Genomic DNA, 25563 nt, shown 5'->3' with positions numbered 1-25563 from the left:
TATTCATTTAAGAACGACGCGGGGTGGAGCAGCCCGGTAGCTCGTCGGGCTCATAACCCGAAGGCCGCAGGTTCAAATCCTGCCCCCGCAACCAATTTTCATTAAGAAATTATATCTTTTGGAACCGTGGTGTAGTTGGCCTAACATGCCTGCCTGTCACGCAGGAGATCGCGAGTTCGAATCTCGTCGGTTCCGCCATTTTTACCTTGGCTCGATAGCTCAGTCGGTAGAGCAGAGGACTGAAAATCCTCGTGTCGGCGGTTCGAATCCGTCTCGAGCCACCATATAGTATACAACTTAATATGCCGGTGTAGCTCAATTGGTAGAGCAACTGACTTGTAATCAGTAGGTTGGGGGTTCAAGTCCTCTCGCCGGCACCATCTTTGGGGGATTAGCGAAGTGGCCAAACGCATCAGACTGTAAATCTGCTCACGTACGTGTTCGGTGGTTCGAATCCATCATCCCCCACCATTTTTTTTAGGGGCATAGTTTAAAGGTAGAACAACGGTCTCCAAAACCGTTGGTGTGGGTTCAATTCCTGCTGCCCCTGCCAATCTTTATCTAAAGTCTTTCTCTAAAGTTTAATATGGCGGTCGTGGCGAAGGGGTTAACGCACCGGTTTGTGGATCCGGCATTCGTGGGTTCAAGTCCCATCGGTCGCCCCATTTACTTTAAGAAGAACAGCAACAATATTAGTTTAATATGGCGATTGTGGCGAAGTGGTTAACGCACCGGATTGTGGTTCCGGCATTCGTGGGTTCGAGACCCATCAGTCGCCCCTTTTATTTTAAAATGTTATTGGGGATTAGCCAAGCGGTAAGGCAACGGACTTTGACTCCGTCATGCATAGGTTCAAATCCTATATCCCCAGCCATTTTATGCGGACGTGGCTCAGCGGTAGAGCATCGCCTTGCCAAGGCGAGGGTCGCGGGTTCGATTCCCGTCGTCCGCTCCAAAGTTTTCATATGGCGCCATAGCCAAGTGGTAAGGCAAAGCTCTGCAAAAGCTTTATCCCCAGTTCAAATCTGGGTGGCGCCTCCATTAATTTCATATGTGCCGGCGTGGCGGAATGGCAGACGCGCTCGACTCAAAATCGAGAGGGAAACCGTGGAGGTTCGAGTCCTCTCGCCGGTATATCAAAAAGGTTTGTAAAGTCGCTTGTATAAGCAACTTTACAAACCTTTTTTCTTTGTCTTTGAGCTTTTTATTCTTAAGCCGTTGAATTAGAGGCGTCTCTAATCAACGGCCTTTTTGTGTGGAGTTTTGTTTTATTGACTGCTTAGTCGGAATGCTCGTGGGGTGAGACCAATTTCACGTTTAAACATATTGCAGAATTGGGCGTCATTCACAAACCCAGCAGCAGCTGATACTTCAGAGATATGCATTTGGGTATGTTGCAAGAGAGACTTTGCATAATCCAGACGTTTCAATAGTAGATAGCGCAGAGGTGAAGAACCGAATCGTTCTTTAAATAAATGGCGGAAACGATCATAGCTGTATCCAGACATCTCTGAAAGTGTTGCGACCGATAGCTTATGGCGGTAATGCTCATTCATATAGTTTAGAACATATTGGACTCTGTCTTCCGTTGGTGATTGAAACCCAGAGGCACTAAGAAGCCGTATCAGATGAACAGTGATTTCGCTCATTTGCAGGTTCAATAGTTCAGAGAATCCATCTTGTTTGCGCGTAAACTCTGCTTTCATTCGAAGCAAGATCTGTAGAACAGTATGGTCTTTATCATCTTCATATACGCCTTGCAAATTCTCCATATTTGGGTGATTTGAATGGAAGCCTACAAATAGTATAGTAGCATCCTCGCGATGATTCTCATCATGTTTATGATTGGGTGGTATCAGCGCGAATGAAGAAGAACGAAAATGATAACTTCGCGAACCTACATTGGTAGTTCCTAAGCCGTTTAAATAATAGACTAGTTCATAACATTCATGCTGGTGTGGTGGAATATAGGTATTAACCTCATGTGCTGCATTTACAATATATAGAACACGATCCATGATGACCCTCCAATAATTATGTTTTAGCCGAATCGTACAAAAATATGACCGAAATCATATAATTATTTTCATTAATATTTGATATGATCGTATCAAGAAATCCGAAGATTAGCAACCTGACTGGCCATCTCGTTCGGGAATTAGTCGGATTATTCGTAAAAATTATAATTTTATCTCTTTTTTTGAGTGTATTCGTTAAAATCATTAAAATTTTGACAATGTTACATGAAAAATGAGAGTTTCCATCTAAATCGTGAAATATACAACGGACTAAGAAGGAGAACCTCTCAAATTACTAACCAACTATAAATAGGGGGAATAGAAAAATGAAAAAGAAAGTTCTTTCTTTGTTGTTACTAGTAGTAATGGTAATGGTCACAGCCTGTGGAAATAATACGTCGAGTAATGGATCTTCCGCGAATGCAGGATCTAACGCAGCTGAAGGTGGAGAAACAGGTTCAGGGGATAAACTCAAAGTAGTACTTCTGATTCCAGGAACGCTTGGAGATAAATCTTTCTTTGACTCTGCGAATAGCGGTTTGCAAAAGGTTAAGGATGAACTGGGTGCAGAAACAAAAGTTGTAGAAATGGGTGTCGATAAAACGAAATGGGAGCCTACGTTTAACGATATCGCCGCTGAGGACTGGGATGTTATTATTTCTGGCGGATCAGAAATTACAGAGATGTTTAATGCAACGGCTGAATTATATCCTGACAAAAAGTTCATTAACTATGATACCGATATAGATGAAGCACCAGAGAATATGTACAACATGTCTTATGCAACAAATGAAGTATCTTTTCTAGCAGGTGCTGTAGCGGCGCTAGCTACACAATCGGATATGGAAAATGCTAATCCTGAGAATGTGATCGGTTTTGTAGGCGGCATGGATATTCCAGGAATTAACGCTTTCTTGGTAGGCTACATTCAGGGCGCTCAATATGTTGATCCTGATGTGAAGGTCGCTGTATCATATGCTGGCGATTTCGTTAACCCGGCTAAGGGCAAGGAGCTTTCGCTGATTCAATATAACTCCGGTGTGGATGTTATTTTTAACGTGGCTGGGGGTACAGGTCTTGGGATCTTTGACGCAGCTAAGGAGAAGAAGAAATATGCTATCGGTGTAGACTCCGATCAGGCGATGTTGCTTAACGATACAGATAGTGAAAAAGCAAACTTGATCGTTACTTCTTCTATTAAAAAGATTGATAGTGCTATTCTGGGTGCAGTGAAGAGATTACAAGACGGTACACTTGAGATGGGTAAACGTGATGTGTTGAGCTTTGTAGATGATGGTGTAGGCATTGCAGAGAATGAAATCTATAAAAATATCTTCCCTGCCGATCTTCAGGCTAAAGTTGAAGAAGTGAAGCAAAAGCTGATCAATAAAGAAATTACAGTAGATAACGCGATGGGAATGGAAACCTCTGAAGTAGAAGCCATTCGTAACGCAGTTAAGCCTTAAGTATAGCTATAAAGTGATAAACCTACAGTTGGAGATTCTTCTTTAGAAGAATTCCAGCTGTATATTTTTGCAGACCTCCAAGTCGAAAGGCGTTGAGACCTATGAACAAAGCTCTGCTGGAAATGCGGGGAATTACCAAGGTGTATCCCAATGGTGTCGTTGCAAATAAAGACGTGCATTTTTCTTTACGTGAGGGAGAAATTCATGCGATTGCCGGCGAGAACGGCGCTGGTAAATCAACTTTAATGAAGATCATGTTCGGCATGGAAGAGCCTAGTGAAGGTGAAATCTTTATCAAGGGTGAAAAAGTGAAGCTGCAATCTGCTCAGGATGCCATTGATAGAGGGATTGGTATGGTTCACCAGCATTTTATGCTGGTTCCTTCTTTTACGGTAGCAGAGAACATGGTGCTGGGCATGGAACCTCGTAAGGGCGTTGGCATCAATTATGCAGAAGCTGTACGCATGACCGAAGAGACTGCGAAGAAATACAATCTGGCAGTGGATCCAAAAGCAAAAGTGGAGGATCTCACGGTTGGTATGAAGCAAAAGGTTGAAATTCTGAAGGCGCTGCTGCGTGGTGCAAAAATCCTCGTTCTGGATGAGCCGACCGCAGTGTTGACCCCACAGGAAACAGAGGAATTGTTCCGGGAGCTTAAGCAGTTAAGAGAGCAGGGTCATACGATTGTTTTTATTTCACACAAGTTGAAAGAAGTTAAAGCGATCTGTGACAGAATTACGATCATGCGTAGTGGACGTAGTGAAGGTGTCTTCCAAACGAAGGATGTCACGGAGCAAGAAATCTCACGCCTTATGGTGGGTAGAGACGTCGTGTTGAAATATGACAAGGAGATTCTGTCTATTGGGGAGCCGGTACTCACTGTGCAGGGCTTAGGTGTAAATGATGCACACGGCAAAGCGTTGCTAACAGATATCAACTTTGCAGTACGCGGGGGACAAATTATCGGGATTGCTGGTGTAGAAGGGAATGGGCAGACACAGCTCATTGAGGCTCTTACGGGTAGCCTAAGAGGGGTCTCAAGCCAAGGCTCTGTGCTAGTGAAGGGAAAAGATATTCGTGAATCGGATATTTTAGATATTCGTAAGCTAGGCGTTTCCTATATCCCAGAGGATAGGATGCATCAAGGGATAGCCAGTGAAGCGAGCATAGCGGATAATCTGCTGTCCACTCAGTATCGTACAAAAGCTATGAATAAAGGTCCCTTTTTAAATGGATCACGAATTGCCAAGCTTGCAGTATCACTTGTAGAAGAATTTAAAGTCCGCTGTTCGGGACCTTCTCAGCCAATAGGTATGTTATCAGGTGGTAACATGCAGAAGGTTGTCGTAGCTAGAGAGTGTTCTACAGAACCGCAACTGCTTATTGCAGAGCAGCCGACACGGGGCGTGGATATAGGCGCGGCGCAGTTCATACATCAAAAGCTGTTGGAGCTGCGCTCAGACGATTGCGCTATTTTGCTAGTGTCAGCAGACTTAAATGAGATCTTGGAGATCAGCGATAGTCTACTAGTGATGTATGAAGGAAAGATTGTTGCCTTTTTCGAGGAGCCATCCAAGGTTAGTGAAGAAGAATTAGGGCTTTATATGCTAGGGATTCATCGACAGGACGAGGAGCAAATCAGGAGGGCCGTAAATCATGTTTAAAGTAAAATATTTTGAATACATTCGAACATCGGCAGTAATCGTAATTGCACTCGCTATTGCTTTTCTGATCATCTCATTGGTCAGCAATCAGCCGGTGAAGACGATTGGGATATTCCTATTTGAGCCGCTATCCAGTAAAGGTCATATCGGTAATGTGATTGAGATGGCCATTCCGCTCATGTTCACTGGGCTAGCAGTTTCCTTGTTGTTCCGGGCAAATATGTTCAATTTGGGAGCTGAAGGGATTTTCTATTTCTCCGGTGTTGTAACTTCCGTGTTGGCTATTCATTTAACGCTGGACGGGTGGCTTCATCCGATCGTAGCTATTGCTGCGGGTTCTATTGTTGGTGCGTTGCTCTCGGCAATACCCGGGATCCTCAAAGCCAAATGGAATGCTAATGAGCTCGTTACATCCCTGATGTTCAATAATATTTTGTTTGGAGTAGGTTTATATCTACTGAACTATCACTTACGTGATGCAAAAGCATTTGCCAATGTATCCTACAAATTCGAGAAAACGGCACTGCTGAGTAAAATGGTACCTGGCACCCGTATTCATACCGGACTTATTATCGTTATCGTGCTTATTATTGCAGCGCATTTATTCCTATACAAGACTAAATGGGGATATGAGCTGCGAATGACAGGCATCAACCGGAACTTTGCACGTTATTCAGGCATGAAGACCGCGAAGGTTATTATACTGGTTCACTTGATTGCTGGTTTTATCGCGGGAATGGGTGGTTCCGTAGAAGTGCTAGGGATGTACAATCGATTCCAATGGACATCGTTACCAGGTTATGGCTTAGATGGTGCTCTTGTAGCGATGTTAGCCAAGAATAATCCGCTATCCGTAATCGGCGCTGCATTGTTCCTTGCATATATCCGGATCGGAGCCGACATGATGGCACGTCTATCGGATGTACCTTCAGAGATGATTTCTATTATACAGGCGATTATCATTCTTCTGATTTCGGCTGAGCAATTTCTGAAGTTCTGGAAAAATCGGATGCTCTTGAAGGAGGCGAAGGAAGCGTGAACAGCTTGTTTGATGTAATTTTTACGACTGACTTTGCGTTTTCTGTTCTTCGAGTGACGACACCGATTCTGTTCGCCGCATTGGGAGCGTTAATCTCTAATAGGGCTGGCATCATCAACATTGGTATGGAAGGCATCATGCTTGTCGCGGCGTTAGCCGGTGTCATTGTAAGCAGCTACACGCATAGTGCGTGGGTAGGCTTACTTGGGGCTGTGATGTCCGGAACACTGATCGCTGGAATATTAGCTTTTTTCACACTGAAATTTAAAACACATATCATTCTCGGCGGCGTAGCTATTAATATGTTCGCTTCGGGAGGAACCGTGTTTATTCTTTATCTGCTGAGTGGAGACAAGGGTTCTTCTACTTCTCTGGCGAGTAAAGTGCTACCTAGTGTAGAGATTCCTTTGCTGAAGGACATTCCGGTGCTGGGGCCTATTCTATCAGGACATCACATTTTGACGTATGTATCTATTATTGCTGTGTTTGTTGTCTACTATCTCTTAAACCGTACACCGCTTGGTCTGCGCATTCGTTCAGTGGGTGAAAATCCACATGCGGCCCAATCTGTGGGAGTAAGTGTTGTGAAAATACAGTATATGGCTTTGCTGCTTAGTGGATTTTTCGCTGGTTTGGGTGGAGCTTACATGTCGATGGGTTACCTGTCACTGTTCACTCGCGATATGATCGCTGGACGGGGCTGGATTGCGATTGCCGCAGAGTCTATGGGGAGAAGTACGACAGTGGGCACGGCGCTGACCTCTCTATTATTTGGTACGGCAGACGCCTTGTCGAATGCGTTACAGGTCCTGAAGATTCCTGCAGAACTGATCGGGACGCTTCCTTATGTAGCAACGGTAATTGGACTAGTGATCTATGCCGTATCTGAGACACGGAAGAAGAACAAAAAGCTAAAGAGCCCGCTAGTGAAATAGCGATAGGAGTAACGAGGATTTATACAACTAAGGAGTGAATGACTATGCGAACACCTATTATTATTGACTGCGATCCAGGACATGATGACGCAATCGCTATCCTGCTTGCAATAGCAAATTCGGAGAAGCTGGATCTGCGCGGGATTACAACGGTTGGTGGAAACCAGATCCTCGATAAAATCACAGAAAACGCACTTAAAGTGATCAGCTTTGTGAATGCTGATATTCCTGTAGCCAAAGGGGCTGCGGGTCCGCTGTTCGGCAAGCTTGTTACAGGTGAGGAAGCGCATGGTGAATCTGGCATGGACGGCCCACTATTGCCACCAAGTAAATTCCGGCCTGTAGAAGAAGGCGCTGTGGAATTCATGCTGAATATTATCCGTTCTTCGGAGGAGAAGATTACGCTCGTACCGATGGCTCCTTTAACAAATATCGCCCTGCTAATCACTGCTTATCCAGAGATTAAGGAAAGAATTGAAAAGATTTCACTGATGGGCGGAGGAATTTCTTATGGAAATGTAACCTCTACTGCGGAGTTTAACATCTATGTAGATCCTGAAGCTGCTCGTATCGTGTTTGAATCGGGTATTCCGATTACCATGAGTGGTCTGGATGTGACCGATAAGGCAGCCATTTTCGAAGATGAGATCGTAGCATTGAAAGAGCGTGGGCCAGTGTCCACTATGGTCGGAGAGCTGTTAGATTTCTATTCGATCTTCGGAAAGAAAATGGGCTATGTCGGTAGTGCACTGCATGATCCATGCGCCGTAGCTTGGCTCTTGCACCCAGAACTGTTCGAATCCGAGCATCTATATGTAACGGTAGAGACAGAAGGCAAGCTGACGCGGGGAATGACGGTTGCAGACAAACGAAAGAAGACGGATCGCCCAGCGAATGTAGAAGTCCTGGTGGGAGTAGACCGGGAAGCATTTATGAAGTTGATTTTTGATTCACTGGAAAAGCTAGATCAAGAGCTGCTTGCGGCTGAAGGGAACTAACCTATGGCAGGATGGGAGAGACTTCAGGAGACGGTTCAGTTTGAATTGGTTCAGCGTGGAGAAGAAGGCTGCAGGATTGACGGCTTCGCGGATAAACTAGCAGCTGCAGGTGCCGATGAGATCAAGCTGATGCAAGTATACAACGAGTTGATGGAGCTTACGGTTGCTGAGGACTTTCCTTATGAAGAGCCGTCTTCACTGGAGGAGATTCGTCGTCTTCGTCCAGAAGGTCCACGCAAGCTTGAGGCTGACTGGAGCGAAGCAGAATGGAGAGATAAGTTCTACGGAGCTTGGCTAGGTAGAAGCGTCGGTTGCGCACTTGGCAAACCATTGGAGTATTGGGACTACCTCTACGGTAAAGATGGACGTCCGGGTTGGGAGAATATTGAGCTGTGGTTCCGGGGTGCCGATGCATGGCCTATTACTGGCTATACGCCTGGGCATTCACGGGCAGAGGCAGAATATAGTCTTGGTTTAAGTGATTGGACGTATGCGAGTACCAGCGAGACTATTAAGTTTATGGAGAGCGATGATGATATTCGTTACACGGTTCTAGGCCTTATGTTGCTGGAGCAAAAGGGGCTGAGCTGGGATTCTTGGGATATCGGGAAGCTCTGGCATAAACATCTGACATACGCCCAGGTATGTACGGCAGAGACACAGTCGTATATGAATTTTGCGCAGGAAACGTCTCATCTGCATGGTGAGAAGCCTGCGGATTGGCTGGCGCGGCAGGAAAGAGTGCGGATGCACTTAAATCCATACCGGGAGTGGATTGGTGCGGCTATACGCGCAGATGGACTGGCTTATGGTGCAGCAGGCCATCCTGAGCTTGCAGCGGAGTTAGGCTGGCGCGATGCTTCTTTTTCACATGTGAAGAACGGAATCTATGGTGAGATGTTTAATGCGGCGATGATTTCGGCTGCTTTTGCTGAAAAAGATAACGAGCGTATTCTTGAGATTGGTCTTAGTGAGATCCCTAGTACTAGTCGTCTGGCAAATGACGTTCTACGAGGTATAGATATTGCGCAGAAGGCCAAAAGTGAGCGGGAGTTGGTAAGTAAGATTTGGGATACATTCAGCCACTATGATGCGGTGCACACCAATAATAATGCTGCTCTTGTAGCTGCTTCGCTGGTCTATGGCGGGAATGATTTTGAAAAAGCGGTCGTTACATCCGTTTACGGAGGAATGGATACAGACTGTAATGGTGCTACAGTGGGTTCTATTATGGGAGCGAAGCTTGGAGCAAATGTGTTGCCGGCTTCGTGGGTTGAACCGCTCCATGATACGCTATATGCGGATCTACCCGGGTTTCATCCGATAGCGATTTCGGAATGCGCAGAGCGCAGCTATCAGGTCTTCTTGAAGATTCGAGGAGAGCTTGCCGAAAAGTCTTAGAACAAGGATTACGAAAAGAATGAAAGGATGTCTTAAGCTATCGAGCTTAGACATCCTTTTTTTCGTGGTGATCTAGTTCTTGAAATAGATGTAACAGCGGGTTTAGGAGTTAGGTAACAGGAGAATCCTGATTTGAAGAGGGATTAAGCTCAGTCATTTATTGGGAGATAAGCACGTGAAAATAGTCCGATTTAATGGGCTTTTATTCTTTAATTCTTTTAATCTGATATATTACTAAAATAAAAATGATGACACAGAACATAAAATGCCTTATTATTTAAAGAGATTTTTAGTAAAACAGTTTTTAAATAATTATAGTACAAACCTTGGCTTAGAAGGTTTCAGAATAAACGGAAAGGAAGGGGGAGTTTGCAATCCTATCGCTGAGTCGGGTGAGTAAAGGATTCAAGCTGAAGGACGGCACATATCAGGCGGTAGATGATGTATCGCTTGATGTGAAGAAGGGATCGATTCACGGGATTATTGGTGAAAGCGGGGCAGGGAAATCCACGCTGCTACGATTGATTAATCTGCTGGAAAAGCCGGATCAAGGGACAGTTACCGTAGAAGGGCATAATTTAACCGAAATGCCGAGTAAACAGCTACGGAAAGCTAGGGAAAAGATTGGGATGATTTTTCAGCAATTTAATCTGGTCAATAACGTCACGGTAAGCCGCAACATTTCGATCCCTCTGGAACTGGCGGGGGTGCCGAAGCGTGAACGGATGAAGCGGGTGAAGGAATGTCTCGATTTTGTCGGATTGGCTGATAAGGCAGAGCAATATCCCGCACAGCTAAGTGGAGGACAGCGACAACGTGTGGCGATCGCCCGGGCGCTTTCGAACAGTCCAGGACTATTGCTATGTGACGAACCAACATCCTCACTAGATCCAGGAACAACTGCGGATATTCTAGATGTCCTGAAGCATATTAATGGGGGCCTTGGGGTTACGGTAGTGATTGTTACGCATGAGATGGATGTTGTCAAAAGCATATGCACTCACGTATCGGTGATGGAAAATGGTCGAATCGTAGATTCATTCTCACGCCAAGATGGTGATTTCCGGCCTGCTGCAGTCCGTACTGGCTCTTACCGGGATCAAATTCTGGGTAAAGCGGGGGAAACGCATGTTTGATAGTGTACTTCAATATCAGGCACAAATGTGGGAATCTATCGGAGAAACCTTTATAATGGTCGGTATTTCTGTTGGTGCCGCACTGCTGCTGGGGCTTCCGCTCGGGACGTTATTGTTTTTTTGCCGAAAAGGGCAGCTCTATGAGAACAAAACATTGTCACTGGTACTCAACAGCATCGTAAATATTATCCGTTCATTTCCATTCCTGCTGCTTGTGGTTGCACTCATTCCGGTCACTCGTTTCCTCGTCGGAACTGCGATTGGAACAATGGCTGCCACGGTTCCGTTATCCATTGTTGCCATTGCTTATTACTCTCGTCTGGTGGAGCAGTCTTTGCTGGAGGTTCCTAAAGGAGTCATAGAAGCGGCGTTGTCTATGGGAGCCTCGAAGCTGGGGTTGATCTTTAAGTTTCTGTATGTAGAGGCTCGTTCGGGTCTAGTGCTCGGACTTACTACCTCCACCATTAGTTTTATCTCTTACTCGACCGTAATGGGGGTTGTTGGAGGGGGCGGGGTTGGAGATTTTGCGATCCGTTACGGATATCAGCGTTTTGAGACTGAAGTGATGATCTATGCGATTGTTGTGATGATTGTATTGGTTCAGTTGGTTCAATTCACAGGAGGTACGATCTCACGGCTGTTAGATAAGCGTTAATCGTTCAACCCGTACATCAAATTTTGTAATACAAAATGATTGAATATATAAACTGGGGGTTAGTTGTAGTAATGAAAAAATCAATGATAGTTGTGCTTATGTTAATGGTATTGGTCGTAGCGGGTTGTGGCTCTAATAAAGCAGCCGAGAACAATTCTGCAAAAGGTAGCGATGAGCTAACGAAATTAAAGATTGCTACATTGATTCCACCAATGACGGAAATTCTGGATATTGTGAAGCCACTTCTGAAGGAAGATGGCATTGATCTTGAAATCGTTGTGCTGTCTGACAATGTGCAGCCTAATGAGGCTTTGGCGAATAAAGAGGTAGACGCTAACTTTTTCCAACATGTTCCTTATATGAAGCAATTTAATGAAAGCAAAGGCTCCAATCTAGTAGAGGTACAGCCTGTCTATGACGCTATTTACGGTGGATACTCGAAACGTTACAAGAATGTTGCGGACCTGCCGGAAGGCGCAACACTAGTAATGGCTAATGACCCTTCAAATATCGGCCGTTCTTTACAAATGTTCGCTGCAGCTGATTTGATTAAGCTAAAAGAAGGTGTAGGTATCAAGGCTACACAAGCAGACATTACTGAGAATCCAAAAAACTTTAAGTTTGAGGAAGTAGATCTATTGATGTTGGCCCGTATGCTGGATGATGGAGATCTAGTGGCAATGACTCCGGCTTATGCCAGCCCGCTTGGATTGACACCAAAGAAAGATGCACTGATTACTGAAGGCGCGGATTCTGAATTCACGATCACCTTGGTTGCGCGTGAAGACAACAAGGACTCTGATGCGATCCAGAAGCTAGCTAAACGGATTAGCGGACCAGAAGTGAAGAAATTCCTTGAAGATAACTATGCGGATATTGCGTTGCCTGCTTTTAAATAAGCTTAAACAGCTAGGTCAGCAATTTATAGAGACTTGTCCATTATGGGCAAGTCTTTTTTTACATATCAGCAAGTATGTATTGGGAGTCCCCACTTTGTGGGGATATTTTAGTGTGTCACTAGAATGTAAGAACTGCTCTATATAATGGGTTGTAGAATAACAAAGCGGAATGGAGATGGGAAATATGTCTGTACTCAGCGCAATTAATCTCACAAAACATTACGGTAAGGGTACTAACCTGGTCAAGGCACTGGATGGTATTAACGTAGAGGTACACAACGGTGAATTTATAGCGATTGTCGGGACTTCAGGAAGTGGCAAATCAACGCTCTTACATATGCTAGGCGGGCTTGATCGGGCGACAGAAGGTCAGGTGATCATAGATGGTAAAAATATTTTTGGGATGAAGGATGATGAGTTGACGGTATTTAGAAGAAGAAAGATCGGATTTGTGTTTCAGAACTATAATCTAGTGCCGATTCTTAATGTATACGAGAATATTGTGTTGCCCATAGAGCTGGATGGAAACAAAATAGACAAGGATTTCGTGGATCATATTGTGAATACGTTAGGTCTTTCGCAAAAATTGGACAACCTCCCTGGTCAGCTTTCAGGCGGTCAGCAGCAAAGGGTAGCCATCGCACGGGCCTTGGCAGCTAAACCTTCCATTATCCTAGCAGATGAACCTACAGGGAACTTGGACAGCATCACTAGCCAGGAGGTCATTGGATTACTCAAAGTAACAAGCAGACAGTTTAATCAGACGATTCTAATGATTACTCATAATGAAGAGATTGCTCAGCTTGCAGACCGGACCATCCGGATAGAGGACGGTAAAATTACTGGAGGGGCATTGTGATGATGTTTCCAAACAGTAATAAGCCCGTTGTTAAAAAGCTGACGAGCAGAAGCCTGAAAGCCAATCGGACCCGAAATCGTTTTGTGATTCTGGCCATCGTGCTTACTACCTGGCTCATTACTTCTTTTTTTAGTATTGGACTGAGCAACTATAAGACCTTCGAAATGCAGCAATTGAAAATAAACGGAACCATGGCTGATGTCTACTTAACCTCCCCGTCAGAACAACAAATGAACAAGTTAAAGGAACTCTCCTATATTAAGACCATCGGACTCCAGTCCAGAGTAGGTAATGTGATCAATACGCCAGAAATAGGAGATCTTAATTTAGCTCTGCTCTGGTATGACTCTACAGAATGGACAGAGATGCGTAAGCCAGTGATCGATGGTCTAAAGGGAACTTATCCAGATAAGGAAAATGAAATCGCCGTTCCTTTATGGATATTACAGTCAATGGGGATGGATGATCCACAGATTGGTATGAGCTTGCCGTTAACTTACTCTTTTACCCGTGATGGGGTGAAATCTCAGCAAAGTAGCAATTTCGTACTAAGTGGATGGTTTACCGATTACAGTCATGTTCGTACCGGAAATTCTGGAGCTATGCTGGTATCGGGGGCTTTTGCTACAGCTCATGGCGTAGATCTTAAGAATCCCAAAAATGCCACTATTCTATTTAATGAGAAAAATACGGATAGACTTATCTCACGTTTGCAACAGGATATTCCTTTGGGAAAAAATCAAAAGCTTGAACCTGTCTCTAACCAATCGTCTACCTCTTCGGATAGAACAGCAACTTTGATTGGTTACGCTGGAATTATATTATTTGTTATGTTGAGCGGATATTTATTGATTTATAATGTGCTTTATATTTCTGTCTCACGGGATACAAGGTTCTACGGTCTGCTTAGAACGCTAGGAACTACACAACGGCAGATTAAAAAAATAGTTAGGGCACAGGCTTCACGGTTAGCACTTATCGCTATCCCACTGGGACTTGCCGCAGGAGCTGTGACTTCCTTCGTAATGGTGCCGCTGGCTATGAGTACAATGGATTTGGATACGGGCGTGGTGATTTCTTTTCACCCGTTAATCTTTATTGGAGCTGCGTTGTTTGCTTGGTTGACCACCATGTTTAGCGCTATCAAACCTGCCTCTATCGCTGGCAAAGTTTCTCCAATAGAAGCGGTGAGATATACAGGGACGATGGTTAAAGCTAAGACGAAGCGGGGAACTGGCGGATCTAAGCTGCACCGACTGGCTTGGCGTAATATTTTTAGAGTGAAAAAACGGGCGATGGTTGTGTTTCTCTCTTTATTTCTGGGACTGACAACTTTTCTGGTGATCAATACACTTGTGCTTAGTATGAGTACAGATCATTTTATTGCTGAATACATGGATAATGATTTCACGCTGTCTAATCAAACGATGTCCTTTGGATTTGAGGGGGAAGAGAAAGCCAAGATTACAGGGGATATGATCAAGGAAATTCAGGATATAAAGGGAGTAAAAGAGGTCTTTAAAGCTTATACTGGGATAGGTCAGATCAAGTATGATCCTGAGGTATTCAGTAAGTATGTGGATGAATTCGCAAAATCATATCACACAGATCGCCCTACCGATGATCAATTGGCTGAGCCTCAAAGCATGTTCTCAATGACCCATGTTATTGGGGTAGATGCAGATCAGGTTAAGAAGATGGAAGAAAAATTAGGAATCACTGTGGATATGGAACGTTTTGAAAAGGGTGAGATTGCCTTGTTGGACAATTTTAATCTCGGAGGTATTAAGATTGGAGATAACTTTCAAATTAGTCCTATAAATAGCGATGCAGCACAATCTTTCGAAATTGGAGGGCTTGCTGATTTCAGCTCTCTAGGGTCGTCACACTTTGTAGCTCCGAATGTATACATTAGCCATACTGCTATGGAGAAGCTCATGAATGACCCACTTATAAGTAAAGTATATATTAATGCAGACCCAAAAGACTGGAAGCCGATTACCGATCAATTGGAAGGACTCATCGGCGGAGATGGTGAGCTGAAGCTGGAGTCGAAGCTGTATATGGAAAAGTTCATGGAATCGGCTAAGCTAACCTTTTACATTATGGGTGGCGGCATTGCGCTCATTCTAGCGCTGATTGGAATTTTGAATTACGTTAATATTATGTATACTGGGGTTGTAGCTCGGAAGCTGGAGTTCGCAGTGATGGAGAGCATCGGAATGACCTCTAAGCAGATGAGAAAGCTGTTGCTGTTTGAAGGGGCAGGTTATGCGATCATATCGACACTGCTAATCTCAACAATAGGCACATTAATCAGTTACGGTGCTTATAGTCTGTTCAGCCAAGAGGCTACTTATGCAGTATTTAGCTTCCCAACCCTTCCGCTTTCTATTGCAATTGTACTCGTTTTTGCGGTTTGCCTGAGTGTTCCGCTTATTGCTTATAAGCAAATCAAAAAGGACAGCATTGTGGAACGTCTGCGGCAAATGGAATAGAGCTAATTAATTAACAGCGTAGCCTTCCTCTGCTTGTTACAATGATAAGTATAGAGGTGAGTTTAATGACAACCATTCTAATTGTAGAGGATGACCGTCTCTTAAACGAGGGGCTGAAGTTCATGCTTGCAAAAGAAAACTATAATATTATTCAGGCCTATTCTTTTCAGGAGGCGGCTTCTAGAATTCAGGATCAGACCATCGGTCTGGTCCTTTTGGACATTAATCTCCCAGACGGGAGTGGTCTTGCACTGTGCCAGGAAATTCGGCGAACGAGTTCCATTCCGGTTATATTTCTAACTGCCAACGATACTGAGCAGGATATGGTAGCTGGATTTGCACTAGGAGCTGATGATTATATTGCGAAGCCATTTAGCATGGTCGTACTTTTGCAACGTGTTAAGGCTGTTCTTCGACGAACAGGCACTGATGGTGGCTCAGAGCTGTTTCAATACAAGGATATTACAATTAACTCAGCAAAAATGAAGGTTTACAAATATGGACAAGAAATAAAACTAACCACCAATGAGTACCGTCTCCTTGCCATCTTAACCGAGAATAGCGGTCAGGTCCTTACTCGGAGGTTAATGTTGGAGAAGCTATGGGATATAGAAGGTAATTTCGTGGATGAGAATACGCTAAGCGTAAATATTCGTAGGCTACGGGCCAAAATTGAGGATGATCCTAAAGATTGTCAATACATTAAAACCGTATTCGGCATTGGCTACACATGGGGAGAGTAAGGATGAAGAACCCTTTTAGAAAAATTATTTGGAGCTCGTTCACCCTTTTGGCAGTAGTCGTTGTATTGTTTGTATCTATGCTTATCTATTATATGCCTGAGAAGCATGTAGTTATTGGATGCGTGGTGTTTATTAGCGTGATGGCTCTGCTGTTTATAAGCTTTGTGCTCGCGCTTCGTAAAGAAATGCTAAACACGCTATCTTCATTGTCTGGATTGATTCAAGATCTTATTAATGGACAAATGACTCAGATGTTCCCGGTGCAGGAGGATACACTCCTCTCTAAATTACAGCATCAGGTTATTCAATTATCTGAGCTGTTGTCTTCGCAGAAGCAGCGCTACCGTGAAGAGAGTCATGAAGTCAAAACATTGATCTCTGATATCTCTCATCAACTGAAGACCCCTTTAGCCAATTTAGGGATGTATAACAGTCTTCTTATGGATGAAGGGCTCCCCGCTGAAACACGCAGTGAATTTACCCGCCATATGGGTAGTCAGATTGAGAAGCTGTCTTGGCTTATGGAGAATCTGATCAAGTTATCACGGCTCGAATCCGGTATTATAGAGCTTCATGCTGCGGAGAAGCATAAACTTGAGAATACTGTGCTGTCAGCCATCAAACAGGCATTTCCAGCAGCCGAGCAAAAGAATATAGAGATCTTACTGGAAATGGATCAGGAGATTACGCTGCAACATGATCCCAAGTGGACGGGAGAAGCTATCTATAACATCATCGATAATGCTCTGAAATATACGCTCGGGTCCTGCAGTGTTAGAATTACGATTCGCAGATATGATCTTTTTGCAAGGATTGATATTGCTGATGGTGGAATAGGAATTCCTGTCGCTGAGATGAATGACATTTTCAAACGATTTTACCGAGGAGCGGGTTGTAATGGAACAGAAGGTGTTGGTATAGGCCTTTATTTAGCCCGTAAAATTGTGACCGAGCAGGGTGGATATATAAAAGTGAGATCGGAGTTAAGTAAAGGCAGTGTTTTTTCTATATTTTTGCCGTTACGCTGATTCTGAATGTACTCTAAGCTTAGCCCCCTAAATTGGGGGTTTTTCTCATTAAAGTCGCTATTTCATGGAGGAAAAGTGCTTTGCTAGCCCTATAGTGGTCTGCAGTCGCACAGCTACCTCGACTAAGGTCCAGTACCAAAAACCGTCGTTGGTCTGTTTTGAAAGTCTGCGAATTGCTCTAGAATAAGGCTATAAGGTTAAGGACAACGAAAGGCGGTGAGAAAATAATGCAAAGAAGACAAGGAAACGGATTGGCGGTTGTGCTGATTGTGATTGGTGCGGTAATGCTACTCGGTTTAGCGCTTCCTCTGATTCACGGTATTTTCAGACTACTGTTCCCAGTATTGCTGGTTGTTCTCGGGTACTATGGGATTAAGAGTGGACGCAAGGTTATCGGTTGGGTACTAATGTTCATTGGTGTCATGACCTTGATCGCGAAGCTTTCCTGGATCATCGGACCACTGCTAGGTGTGGCGTTGATCGTATGGGGAGTGTCAGCTTTAAAGGGTAGAAGAAATGGTACTTATTAAGAAGAATTGTACTTAAACAAGAAGCAGGGAGGGAGCAGGAGATTATGAGTGTTTTTCGTCGCATGAGGGATATTACAGTAGCTAATCTAAATGAACGTCTAGAGCAAAGTCAAGATCCTGTGAAGCTAATTGATCAATTTCTACATTCAACTCGCGAGGAAATCAGTGAAGCTGAAAGACTGTATCAGCAATACGCTTCCCATACGAAGCAATTGCAGCAGCAAGTGAATCAAGCGACTGCCATGAGAAATAAACGTGAGGAACAGGCGTTACTCGCATTAAAAGCGGGCGAAGATCATCTGGCAAAGCTGGCTTTGCAAGAAAAGATCATTCACGAGGAAAAGTTGGAGCAGTACAGCGGGCTACTTGAACAAAGTAAGCAATCCTTGTTTGAACTTGAAGGACAGCTGAATGAGCTGAAAATAGAGTATCAGACAGTGTACAGCAAACGTCAGTATTACGCGGCACGGATGGAGTCGCTGAGACTACAGCAACGTATGAACCAAAGAGCAAGTGCTTATGGTAACGGCGGTGATGTTCCCAAAATGTTCGGACGTCTGGAAGATCGGATGTCAGATTGGGAATTAGAAGCGAAGAGCTTGCGCGATGTGCGTCGCATGGGACAGGAATATGCGGTGCAAGCAGGTGAGACTGTAGCAACCGTACTCGAAAGAGAAATGGCTCGCTTAAAGGAGAAACTGAACAATGGTGGAAAGGAGTAGCGCTATGAGTCGATTATATCGTTCAACTAGAGATAAAGTGATGACGGGTCTTGCAGGTGGATTATCTGAGACACTCGGTATTGATTCCACGCTATTCCGGATTCTGTTACTGGTCAGCATTCCGTTTACAGGAGGTGCCGTGATTCCAGTGTACTTCATTGCAGCGCTGGTCATTCCGAAGGAGCCTACGCATTATAATCCTTTCGGACCAGGCCCTGGTGCACCGGGTGGCCCATTCGATGGTCCTTACTCAGGTAGACCGGAACATGGACACGGACCGCATGCTAATGGCGGACATGGACCTTATGGACGCCAACCTAACTACAATCCTAATTTTGAGAAGAACAACGCATATTCAGCTCCGGATTCCGGTTTGGATGCGATGATGAAGGATATCGAGAAGAAGGCTTTGCAAAAAGAAGTAGAAGAACTCAAACAAAAACTGTCTAAATATGAGAAAGGGGAATTGTAAATCATGGGAGTATTTCAAAGAATTAAAGATATGACTAAGGCGTCGGTAAATGACTTGTTGGATAAGGTAGAGGACCCAATCGTAATGCTTAACCAATATCTGCGCGATATGGAGGCTGAAATCCACGAAGCAGAAGTTACAGTTGCCAAGCAAATGGCGAACGAACGCCGCATGAAACAACGCGTGGAAGAAGCAGCAAAAATGTCCGCACAACGTGGAGCACAAGCTGAATTGGCACTGAAAAACGGCCAAGAAGAAGTGACTCGCAAGCTGTTGGAAGAAAAAATCTACTTCGATCAAAAACAAGCGGAATACAGCGATCTTCATGCTCAAGCTGAAGTGCAAGCGAAGGAATTGGTTGGACAGCTGCATGATATGAAGGATGAATTCTACAAGTTGCGCAACAAGCGTAACGAGCTCGTATCCCGTGCTCAAATGGCTAAAGCGAAGAAACAAATGACGCAAATCAGCAGCGTACATTCCATCGAAAGTGGCAGTGCGTCACTCGGATTCCACCGGATGGAAGAGAAGATTATGCAGCTTGAAGCAGAAGCAGATGTAATGCGTGCACCTTACAGCCCATCCGCTGCCTACACTAAACCAGTCGATGTTGAGAAGCAACTGAAAGTGGATGAGCAACTGGCTGCACTGAGAAGCAAGCTGAATGATACACCGGCTGCTCCTTCTTTAAACAAAAAAGAAGAATAAATCCTGTTCCTAAAACTTAAGTAGATATGATATGCTGGACAAGAAGAAGCCATACGGTATGGATCTCCATACCGATATGGCTTTTGTAGCGGCTGGCTATAATATATTGATGGTTGTAGTTTTGCTTACGAAGTTAGTTTTGCTACGCAAAACTTTTAGGAGGTGCGAAATGGATAAACGAAACCGTTTGATTGCCATCGGACTGATCGGTGTTGGCTGCATGATGATTTTTGGTAGATGGCTCGGCTTTTTCTCCATTGTCGCGCTTCTATTCCTGTTCCTAGGGGTCTACCGCACGACGTCAGGAAAAGTGAAGCAGGGTTATAAGCTGCTCGGGATTGGCGCTATATTACTTTTGCTGGATCATTTAGTGCTCGTGCTGGGGATTTGTTTGATTTCATTGGGGATGTTTTTTACTAAATCCAAAAGAGTTCAGCGTAAGGAAGGGTTTATGCAGAAGCAAAACTTTTCGTCTAGATTTGACTGGGATCGCTCACCCTGGGTGATGCATAGCCTCAGCTCATGGCATATCCTTGGAGAGGCCGATCTTGATCTTTCACTGGCTATGGCGGAGCAAAAGGAAACGGTTATGCTGTTTCAAGGAATCTTTGGTGATATGGACATTCAATTGTCAGATGATTATGGTGTGGAAATAGAAGCCTTTGTGCTTTTTGGATCGATTGAATTCGGTAATGGGCGCGATACTGGTATGCTAAACCGTCTGAATTGGAAGTCCCCTAACTATGAGAGCAGTGAATATAAGGTAAAGTTTAGTGTGTCTTATTTGATGGGAGATTTGGATGTGCGATTATCCTGATTAGTTTGATACAGAAGGGAGGGTCCCCGTATGGATAAAAAGAACAAAAATATGATGTCACGCAGTATGGGTGAGGGGGCTCTGTTCTCTTTTGTCATGCTGCTTGTGATATTGTACACCATGTATACATATGGCTATTTAAAGCCTTTTGAAAGCTGGATGATTGGATTACGCACGGCATTTACTCTAATTCTGCTGCCCATGGGGTTCGGGGTTGGCTTTGGTTTCTATCAGAGCTTCCGAGTAAAGCGAAAGTTGGAACGCCTGAGAGAAACTCTCGTATTGTGGGAGAAGGGAAACTTAACGCTATCTATGCCTGACTTGGGTGACGATGAGCTGGGAAGGCTCGGAGAACAATTAGGCCGAATTAGTGGAAAATGGGAAAACCAAGTGACAACACTGCAGCGATTGTCTACAAATAACGCGAAGCTCGCGGAGCAAGCACGAGTATCTGCTATTATGGAAGAGCGCCAGCGGCTTGCGCGTGAATTGCATGATGCAGTCTCACAGCAGTTGTTCGCGATCTCTATGACCGCCACGGCTGTAGGCCGGACGCTGGAGAAGGATTTTGACAAGGCGCAACGGCAAATTGCACTTATCGAAGAAATGTCTGCTGTAGCCCAATCAGAGATGAGAGCACTATTGCTTCATTTAAGACCTGTTTATTTGGAAGGCAAGGGATTAGAGCAGGGGCTGCAGGAGTTGATCAAGGAACTTAAGGTTAAGGTTCCGATTGAAATCGTGTTTGAGATGGACCCTGATGTACAATTGCTAAAAGGGGTAGAGAATCACTTATTCCGTATTGTGCAGGAGGCAATCTCCAATACGCTTCGTCATGCGAAAGCAGAAAAGATGGAAATCAGGCTGCATCGGCGAGGAGATACAGTTCGTTTGACGCTCCGTGATGATGGGATTGGTTTTGAATTGGATGATAGTAAACAAACTTCCTACGGTTTGTCGAATATGCAGGAGCGGATGAATGAAATCGGAGGTTCCATTCAGTTTATTACCGCTCCGGGTAAAGGAATGCGGATTGAAATTACCGTTCCGTTAGTCAATGAATAATAGGAGGAAAGAGTGACCATGGAGATGGAGGAAGCCATTAAGGTATTGCTTGTAGATGATCATGAAATGGTGCGGATCGGACTAGCTGCTGTTCTAGGTACTGAAGACGGAATTGAAGTCGTAGGGGAAGCTGGAAGTGGGGAAGAAGGTATCCGCCTGGCACAAGAGTACAATCCGGATGTAGTCCTGATGGATCTCGTAATGGATGGGATGGATGGGATTGAAACGACCAAACACTTAATGAAGCAGTATCCCGAAATCAAAGTTATTGTGTTGACAAGCTATCTGGATGATGAAAAAATGTATCCGGTGATTGAAGCAGGTGCGTTCAGTTATCTACTAAAGACCTCACGAGCTAGTGAAGTGGCAGATGCCATACGCGCTGCGGCAAGAGGCCAGTCTGTACTGGAGTCACAGGTCGCCTCTAAAATGATGAATCGTTTTCGAAACAATGCAAAGGGTGAATCCCCTGCTTATAAAGAGCTTACGGAGCGCGAGATGGAAGTATTACGCCTGCTGGCGCAAGGTAAATCGAATCAGGATATCGCGGACCAACTAATTATTGGGATCAAGACTGTGAAATTTCATGTAACGAATATTCTCGCGAAGCTGGGTGTGGAAGACCGGACCCAAGCAGCAATTTATGCATATAAAAATGGACTAGCTGAATAGAAACCAAAGGACTGAAGCCTCTTGCTTCAGTCTTTTTTTAATGATGGACCAGGTTTAGAATCTCCTAATTCGTACATACTGTCTAGTAGATTGCTAGAGAGGTTCGAAAGGGAGAATAAATTATGCTGAAGGTTATGATGAACAACGGAACAAAAAAAGGGACTCTTTTTATATTATTATTCCTGTGCTTCACTGTAGCTCTAATGGTAAACCTTCAAAGTGTTAAAGCAAAATCAATCGATCAAGACGAACTTGTTTCACAAGCATCAGTAACATCAGAACTGAATGGTTCACTGATGAGTTTAATAGATCTCGGGACGAAAACAACGGTATCTGGTTCACCACTACGTATCGTCTTAAAATGGCAAGGGGCAATCAGCGGTTACAATGATCCTTCTGTAGAAGTGGCTAAGCTTAGCACCCGTCTTGGATTGACAGTACCATCAGGAATTGATGAAGATGGGCATATGACCTATCGTTCAGCAGCGGTAAAACCATATGGATCATGTCTCTCCTTATTTTGGAGTGAGCTTGAAGAAGGAAATAGTTATGTTATTGTGACGTTAGATACAGCTGATTTAAAGGATGAAGCTAGCTTTCAGGAGGTTGCCGATGAAGTTAGTACAATCCTAGAACAGAGTAACATCAAGGCAGAATGGAACGTATCCCTTCAAGGAATCGCTGATCAACAAGGGGGACCAGAAGGCGTATTGTCGCAAACGGAAGGGTTACTTAAAGAGCAGTTTAAAACCGTGAGTAAGAAAGAGAGCTATGAGGATGTAGCAACAGTTAGCCGTACGTATTCAATTCCTGATTTGAAACGCTCTATAGTTAGCGGTAACCATTCGGTTTCAGCGCAAATCGCAGTGCATCAGGAAGATCAAAATAGGACGAATCGCCTAACCATTGGTTTTCCATTAATCACCATCGAATACTGACAAATTTCTTTATTATAAGCGAAGATATAATTAGTAATAAGAAATTTTAATTGAAATTTGCGAAATCCCGAGAGTATTTGTCAGGAATCTGATAGCATCCTTTTTAGGAATATGCTAAAATGACATAACGTCGTTTTCTCGACGCTGAGAATGTCAATAAACTATATTACATACAGAAAGATGAGGAGCCATGGCTGAAAATCAAACCCTTGATGCACTGCACACACCCGGTGCTGTCTTTTTTATCTTTGGGGCAACCGGAGATTTAGCCCGGCGTAAGCTTTTCCCGGCGATTTACAGCTTGTACCGTGAAGGTAAGCTGGCACATGATTTTGCGGTAATTGGCGTGGCGCGGCGCCCGCGTACTCAGGAAGAATTTAGAAGTGATGTGAAGAAATCCATCCTTGAATTCTGCCGTTATAAAGCGGGAGAAGAGAATGAATGGAATGAGTTTGTACAGCATTTTGAATACAAATCTCTGGACATCAACGATATTGATGGCTTCCGTGAATTAAGAGCTCAAACAGAAGCTCTTGAAGAGAAGTTTAGAATTCCGGGCAATCGGATGTTCTATCTTGCGCTGGCACCTGAATTGTTCGGCAGTGTCTCGTTCAACCTTAAGACTGGCGGCATGCTGGATAGCACAGGTTGGAATCGCCTCGTCATCGAGAAGCCTTTTGGATATAATCTGGAATCAGCTGAGCAGTTGAACGAGCAGATTCGTGAGGTATTCAAGGAAGAGGAGATCTACCGGATCGATCATTATCTTGGTAAAGAAATGGTTCAAAATATTGAAGTCATTCGTTTTGCAAATGCTTTTTTCGAGCCGCTTTGGAATAATAAGCATATTGCCAATATTCAAATTACACTTGGCGAAACCGTAGGTGTTGAAGAGCGTGGTGGTTATTATGACCATGCTGGAGCGTTACGGGATATGGGCCAGAATCATATATTGCAACTGCTGACTATGATCGCAATGGAACCACCAAGCCGTCTGCTTGCAGAAGATATTCGTGACGAGAAGGTGAAGGTACTTCGTTCACTTCGTCCTTATGGTACATCTGACGAAGTTCGTGAGAACGTCGTGAGAGCACAGTATATTCAAGGCTTGCATAATGGAAAGACCCTTCCTGCTTATCGTCAGGAAGATAAGGTTGATCCTGAATCGAGTACTGAGACGTATTTTGCTGCCCGTGTGTTTGTAGATAACTTCCGCTGGGCTGGAGTTCCTTTCTATATTCGTACAGGTAAACGTCTACCGGTGAAGACAACGGAAGTGGTAGTTGAGTTTAAGGGAATGCCAACCAATGTTTATTTGGGACAAAAGCATACGCTGGAGCCTAACCTGCTTGTTATCCGTGTGAACCCAATGGAAGGCATTTATGTAAAGATTAATGCCAAGAAGCCGGGTTCTGAGTCTGAAATTCAACCACTAGCTATGGACTTCTGTCAGAGCTGCTTGGTTGGAATCAATTCCCCGGAAGCTTACGAGCGTTTGCTTCATGACGCGGCACGTGGAGATTCCACTTATTTCACTCGTTGGGATGAGGTATCGTCGGCATGGTCGTTCGTGGATCGTATTGCGAAGGCTTGGAAGGAAGAGTCGAGTGATCTATCTGCTTATCCTGCTGGCACTTGGGGTCCGGTTGAAGCGGATCAATTGCTTGCTCAGGATGGCTTCCATTGGTGGCCGGTAAACGGTCAGGAAGAAGATAATGTAGTATGGCTGAAGAATAACTAAACTTTGCGTTAATGCTATCTCCCTGCAGAGGATGCAGGGAGATTTTTTGTAATGCTGAGATTAGAGAACACTCAGCCTCCCCAGGTCGCTTGGGCCAACAAGGTCACTCAGCCCCCTAGTTCACTCTGGCTCCAAATGCCGCTCGGGCGACAGGAGCATTTTTTAAATAACTGCACTTTGTACAATTAAAATCACATATTGGGTGGAAATTAGTCTTTTAAGTGTATTCTCTGCAACTATTTTCTCCGCATAAGGCCGAATAGCTAGCACATTGAATTTTTAATTGCATCAAATACAAGTAAAGGCGATTGGAAATGCTAATACTTCTTATAAGTGTAGGAAATACAACTATTTTACTATAAGAGACTGCGGAGAAATGTGAAACGAAATCAAGGGAGGGGCCTATATTCAACGGGGGGCCATGGGGAGCCCTGTTTTCAATTAACACACACCTCTTTGGGACGACCGAACGGACCTTATCCTCCGAAATACATGTTTTAGTCGAGCTTACGGACAAATGTATGCGAAAAACCGAATACAATGTGCCGCCAGTAACGTA

Annotated in this window: 23 protein-coding genes and 12 tRNA genes; 34 read left to right on the top strand and 1 reads right to left on the bottom strand. The window is 44.2% G+C overall.

Going from position 1 to position 25563, the window contains the following annotated elements:
• Positions 1-17 precede the first annotated feature (17 nt).
• From ACQKMP_RS22870 to ACQKMP_RS22815, 12 genes are all read left to right on the top strand, one after another.
• Positions 18-94, top strand: a tRNA-Met gene (locus ACQKMP_RS22870).
• 26 nt (positions 95-120) lie between these two features.
• A tRNA-Asp gene (locus ACQKMP_RS22865) sits at positions 121-198 on the top strand.
• 10 nt (positions 199-208) lie between these two features.
• Positions 209-284, top strand: a tRNA-Phe gene (locus tag ACQKMP_RS22860).
• Between the two features lie 20 nt (positions 285-304).
• Positions 305-380 (top strand) — tRNA-Thr (locus tag ACQKMP_RS22855).
• A gap of 5 nt (positions 381-385) precedes the next feature.
• Positions 386-471 (top strand) — tRNA-Tyr (locus tag ACQKMP_RS22850).
• A gap of 8 nt (positions 472-479) precedes the next feature.
• Positions 480-553: transfer RNA gene (locus ACQKMP_RS22845), tRNA-Trp, on the top strand.
• A 36-nt stretch (positions 554-589) separates the two neighbouring features.
• A tRNA-His gene (locus ACQKMP_RS22840) sits at positions 590-665 on the top strand.
• Between the two features lie 40 nt (positions 666-705).
• Positions 706-778, top strand: a tRNA-His gene (locus tag ACQKMP_RS22835).
• A 21-nt stretch (positions 779-799) separates the two neighbouring features.
• A tRNA-Gln gene (locus tag ACQKMP_RS22830) sits at positions 800-874 on the top strand.
• Between the two features lie 6 nt (positions 875-880).
• A tRNA-Gly gene (locus ACQKMP_RS22825) sits at positions 881-955 on the top strand.
• Positions 956-967: 12 nt separating this feature from the next.
• Positions 968-1041 (top strand) — tRNA-Cys (locus ACQKMP_RS22820).
• A 14-nt stretch (positions 1042-1055) separates the two neighbouring features.
• Positions 1056-1134: transfer RNA gene (locus ACQKMP_RS22815), tRNA-Leu, on the top strand.
• A 134-nt stretch (positions 1135-1268) separates the two neighbouring features.
• Here ACQKMP_RS22815 and ACQKMP_RS22810 read toward each other — a convergent pair.
• Positions 1269-2018, bottom strand: coding sequence for an AraC family transcriptional regulator (locus tag ACQKMP_RS22810; protein ID WP_042191790.1), 750 nt, complete (start codon positions 2016-2018; stop codon positions 1269-1271).
• 326 nt (positions 2019-2344) lie between these two features.
• Here ACQKMP_RS22810 and ACQKMP_RS22805 point away from each other — a divergent pair, with 326 nt between their 5' ends.
• From ACQKMP_RS22805 to zwf, 22 genes are all read left to right on the top strand, one after another.
• Positions 2345-3484: a BMP family ABC transporter substrate-binding protein gene (locus ACQKMP_RS22805; RefSeq protein WP_339267182.1), complete on the top strand. Its 1140-nt coding sequence runs from the start codon at positions 2345-2347 to the stop codon at positions 3482-3484.
• Between the two features lie 101 nt (positions 3485-3585).
• A complete protein-coding gene (locus ACQKMP_RS22800; RefSeq protein WP_339243487.1) occupies positions 3586-5148 on the top strand; it encodes an ABC transporter ATP-binding protein in 1563 nt (520 codons plus the stop codon).
• Positions 5141-6187, top strand: a complete 1047-nt coding sequence (locus ACQKMP_RS22795) for an ABC transporter permease (RefSeq protein WP_042131006.1) — start codon at positions 5141-5143, stop codon at positions 6185-6187. Before ACQKMP_RS22800 ends, ACQKMP_RS22795 begins: the two co-directional genes overlap by 8 nt.
• The gene (locus ACQKMP_RS22790) at positions 6184-7122 is read left to right on the top strand and encodes an ABC transporter permease (protein ID WP_042191785.1); all 939 of its coding nucleotides are present in this window, start codon (positions 6184-6186) and stop codon (positions 7120-7122) included. Before ACQKMP_RS22795 ends, ACQKMP_RS22790 begins: the two co-directional genes overlap by 4 nt.
• A 44-nt stretch (positions 7123-7166) precedes the next feature.
• Complete coding sequence (locus ACQKMP_RS22785; RefSeq protein ID WP_076285325.1) at positions 7167-8120, top strand: nucleoside hydrolase; 954 nt, start codon at positions 7167-7169, stop codon at positions 8118-8120.
• Between the two features lie 3 nt (positions 8121-8123).
• The gene (locus tag ACQKMP_RS22780) at positions 8124-9521 is read left to right on the top strand and encodes an ADP-ribosylglycohydrolase family protein (RefSeq protein WP_379425293.1); all 1398 of its coding nucleotides are present in this window, start codon (positions 8124-8126) and stop codon (positions 9519-9521) included.
• A 374-nt stretch (positions 9522-9895) separates the two neighbouring features.
• The gene (locus ACQKMP_RS22775; protein WP_076285323.1) at positions 9896-10657 is read left to right on the top strand and encodes a methionine ABC transporter ATP-binding protein; all 762 of its coding nucleotides are present in this window, start codon (positions 9896-9898) and stop codon (positions 10655-10657) included.
• Positions 10650-11312, top strand: coding sequence for a methionine ABC transporter permease (locus ACQKMP_RS22770; protein WP_042191779.1), 663 nt, complete (start codon positions 10650-10652; stop codon positions 11310-11312). The genes ACQKMP_RS22775 and ACQKMP_RS22770 overlap by 8 nt, the downstream gene beginning before the upstream one ends.
• A 71-nt stretch (positions 11313-11383) precedes the next feature.
• Entirely contained in the window at positions 11384-12211 is an 828-nt protein-coding gene (locus ACQKMP_RS22765; RefSeq protein ID WP_042191777.1) for a MetQ/NlpA family ABC transporter substrate-binding protein, read from the top strand.
• Between the two features lie 184 nt (positions 12212-12395).
• Positions 12396-13070 carry an ABC transporter ATP-binding protein gene (locus ACQKMP_RS22760; RefSeq protein ID WP_042191775.1) on the top strand — a complete coding sequence of 225 codons (675 nt, stop codon included), beginning with the start codon at positions 12396-12398 and terminating at the stop codon, positions 13068-13070.
• Positions 13070-15568: an ABC transporter permease gene (locus ACQKMP_RS22755; RefSeq protein ID WP_427471186.1), complete on the top strand. Its 2499-nt coding sequence runs from the start codon at positions 13070-13072 to the stop codon at positions 15566-15568. Before ACQKMP_RS22760 ends, ACQKMP_RS22755 begins: the two co-directional genes overlap by 1 nt.
• 65 nt (positions 15569-15633) lie before the next feature.
• Entirely contained in the window at positions 15634-16311 is a 678-nt protein-coding gene (locus ACQKMP_RS22750) for a response regulator transcription factor (protein WP_427471184.1), read from the top strand.
• A 2-nt stretch (positions 16312-16313) separates the two neighbouring features.
• Positions 16314-17339 (top strand): sensor histidine kinase, encoded by a 1026-nt coding sequence (locus tag ACQKMP_RS22745; protein ID WP_427471182.1) that lies wholly within the window; start codon positions 16314-16316, stop codon positions 17337-17339.
• Positions 17340-17566: 227 nt separating this feature from the next.
• Complete coding sequence (locus ACQKMP_RS22740; RefSeq protein ID WP_042191767.1) at positions 17567-17869, top strand: LiaF transmembrane domain-containing protein; 303 nt, start codon at positions 17567-17569, stop codon at positions 17867-17869.
• Between the two features lie 44 nt (positions 17870-17913).
• Entirely contained in the window at positions 17914-18591 is a 678-nt protein-coding gene (locus tag ACQKMP_RS22735) for a PspA/IM30 family protein (RefSeq protein WP_042130994.1), read from the top strand.
• 4 nt (positions 18592-18595) lie between these two features.
• The gene (locus ACQKMP_RS22730) at positions 18596-19063 is read left to right on the top strand and encodes a PspC domain-containing protein (RefSeq protein WP_042194525.1); all 468 of its coding nucleotides are present in this window, start codon (positions 18596-18598) and stop codon (positions 19061-19063) included.
• A gap of 3 nt (positions 19064-19066) precedes the next feature.
• Positions 19067-19771: a PspA/IM30 family protein gene (locus ACQKMP_RS22725; RefSeq protein ID WP_042191765.1), complete on the top strand. Its 705-nt coding sequence runs from the start codon at positions 19067-19069 to the stop codon at positions 19769-19771.
• 169 nt (positions 19772-19940) lie between these two features.
• On the top strand, positions 19941-20588 hold the full coding sequence (gene liaF / locus ACQKMP_RS22720; RefSeq protein WP_042191763.1) for a cell wall-active antibiotics response protein LiaF: 648 nt from the start codon (positions 19941-19943) through the stop codon (positions 20586-20588).
• Between the two features lie 30 nt (positions 20589-20618).
• Positions 20619-21653 (top strand): sensor histidine kinase, encoded by a 1035-nt coding sequence (locus ACQKMP_RS22715; protein WP_042191761.1) that lies wholly within the window; start codon positions 20619-20621, stop codon positions 21651-21653.
• Between the two features lie 18 nt (positions 21654-21671).
• Positions 21672-22325: a response regulator gene (locus ACQKMP_RS22710; RefSeq protein WP_179085807.1), complete on the top strand. Its 654-nt coding sequence runs from the start codon at positions 21672-21674 to the stop codon at positions 22323-22325.
• A 122-nt stretch (positions 22326-22447) separates the two neighbouring features.
• On the top strand, positions 22448-23263 hold the full coding sequence (locus ACQKMP_RS22705; protein ID WP_427471180.1) for a YwmB family TATA-box binding protein: 816 nt from the start codon (positions 22448-22450) through the stop codon (positions 23261-23263).
• Between the two features lie 190 nt (positions 23264-23453).
• Positions 23454-25004, top strand: coding sequence for a glucose-6-phosphate dehydrogenase (zwf, locus tag ACQKMP_RS22700; protein WP_427471178.1), 1551 nt, complete (start codon positions 23454-23456; stop codon positions 25002-25004).
• Positions 25005-25563: the final 559 nt, after the last annotated feature.

It is taken from the genome of Paenibacillus sp. NPDC101420 (genome assembly GCF_050277435.1).
Lineage (GTDB): Bacteria > Bacillota > Bacilli > Paenibacillales > Paenibacillaceae > Paenibacillus_AQ.
This window is presented reverse-complemented; position numbering and strand designations above follow the sequence as displayed.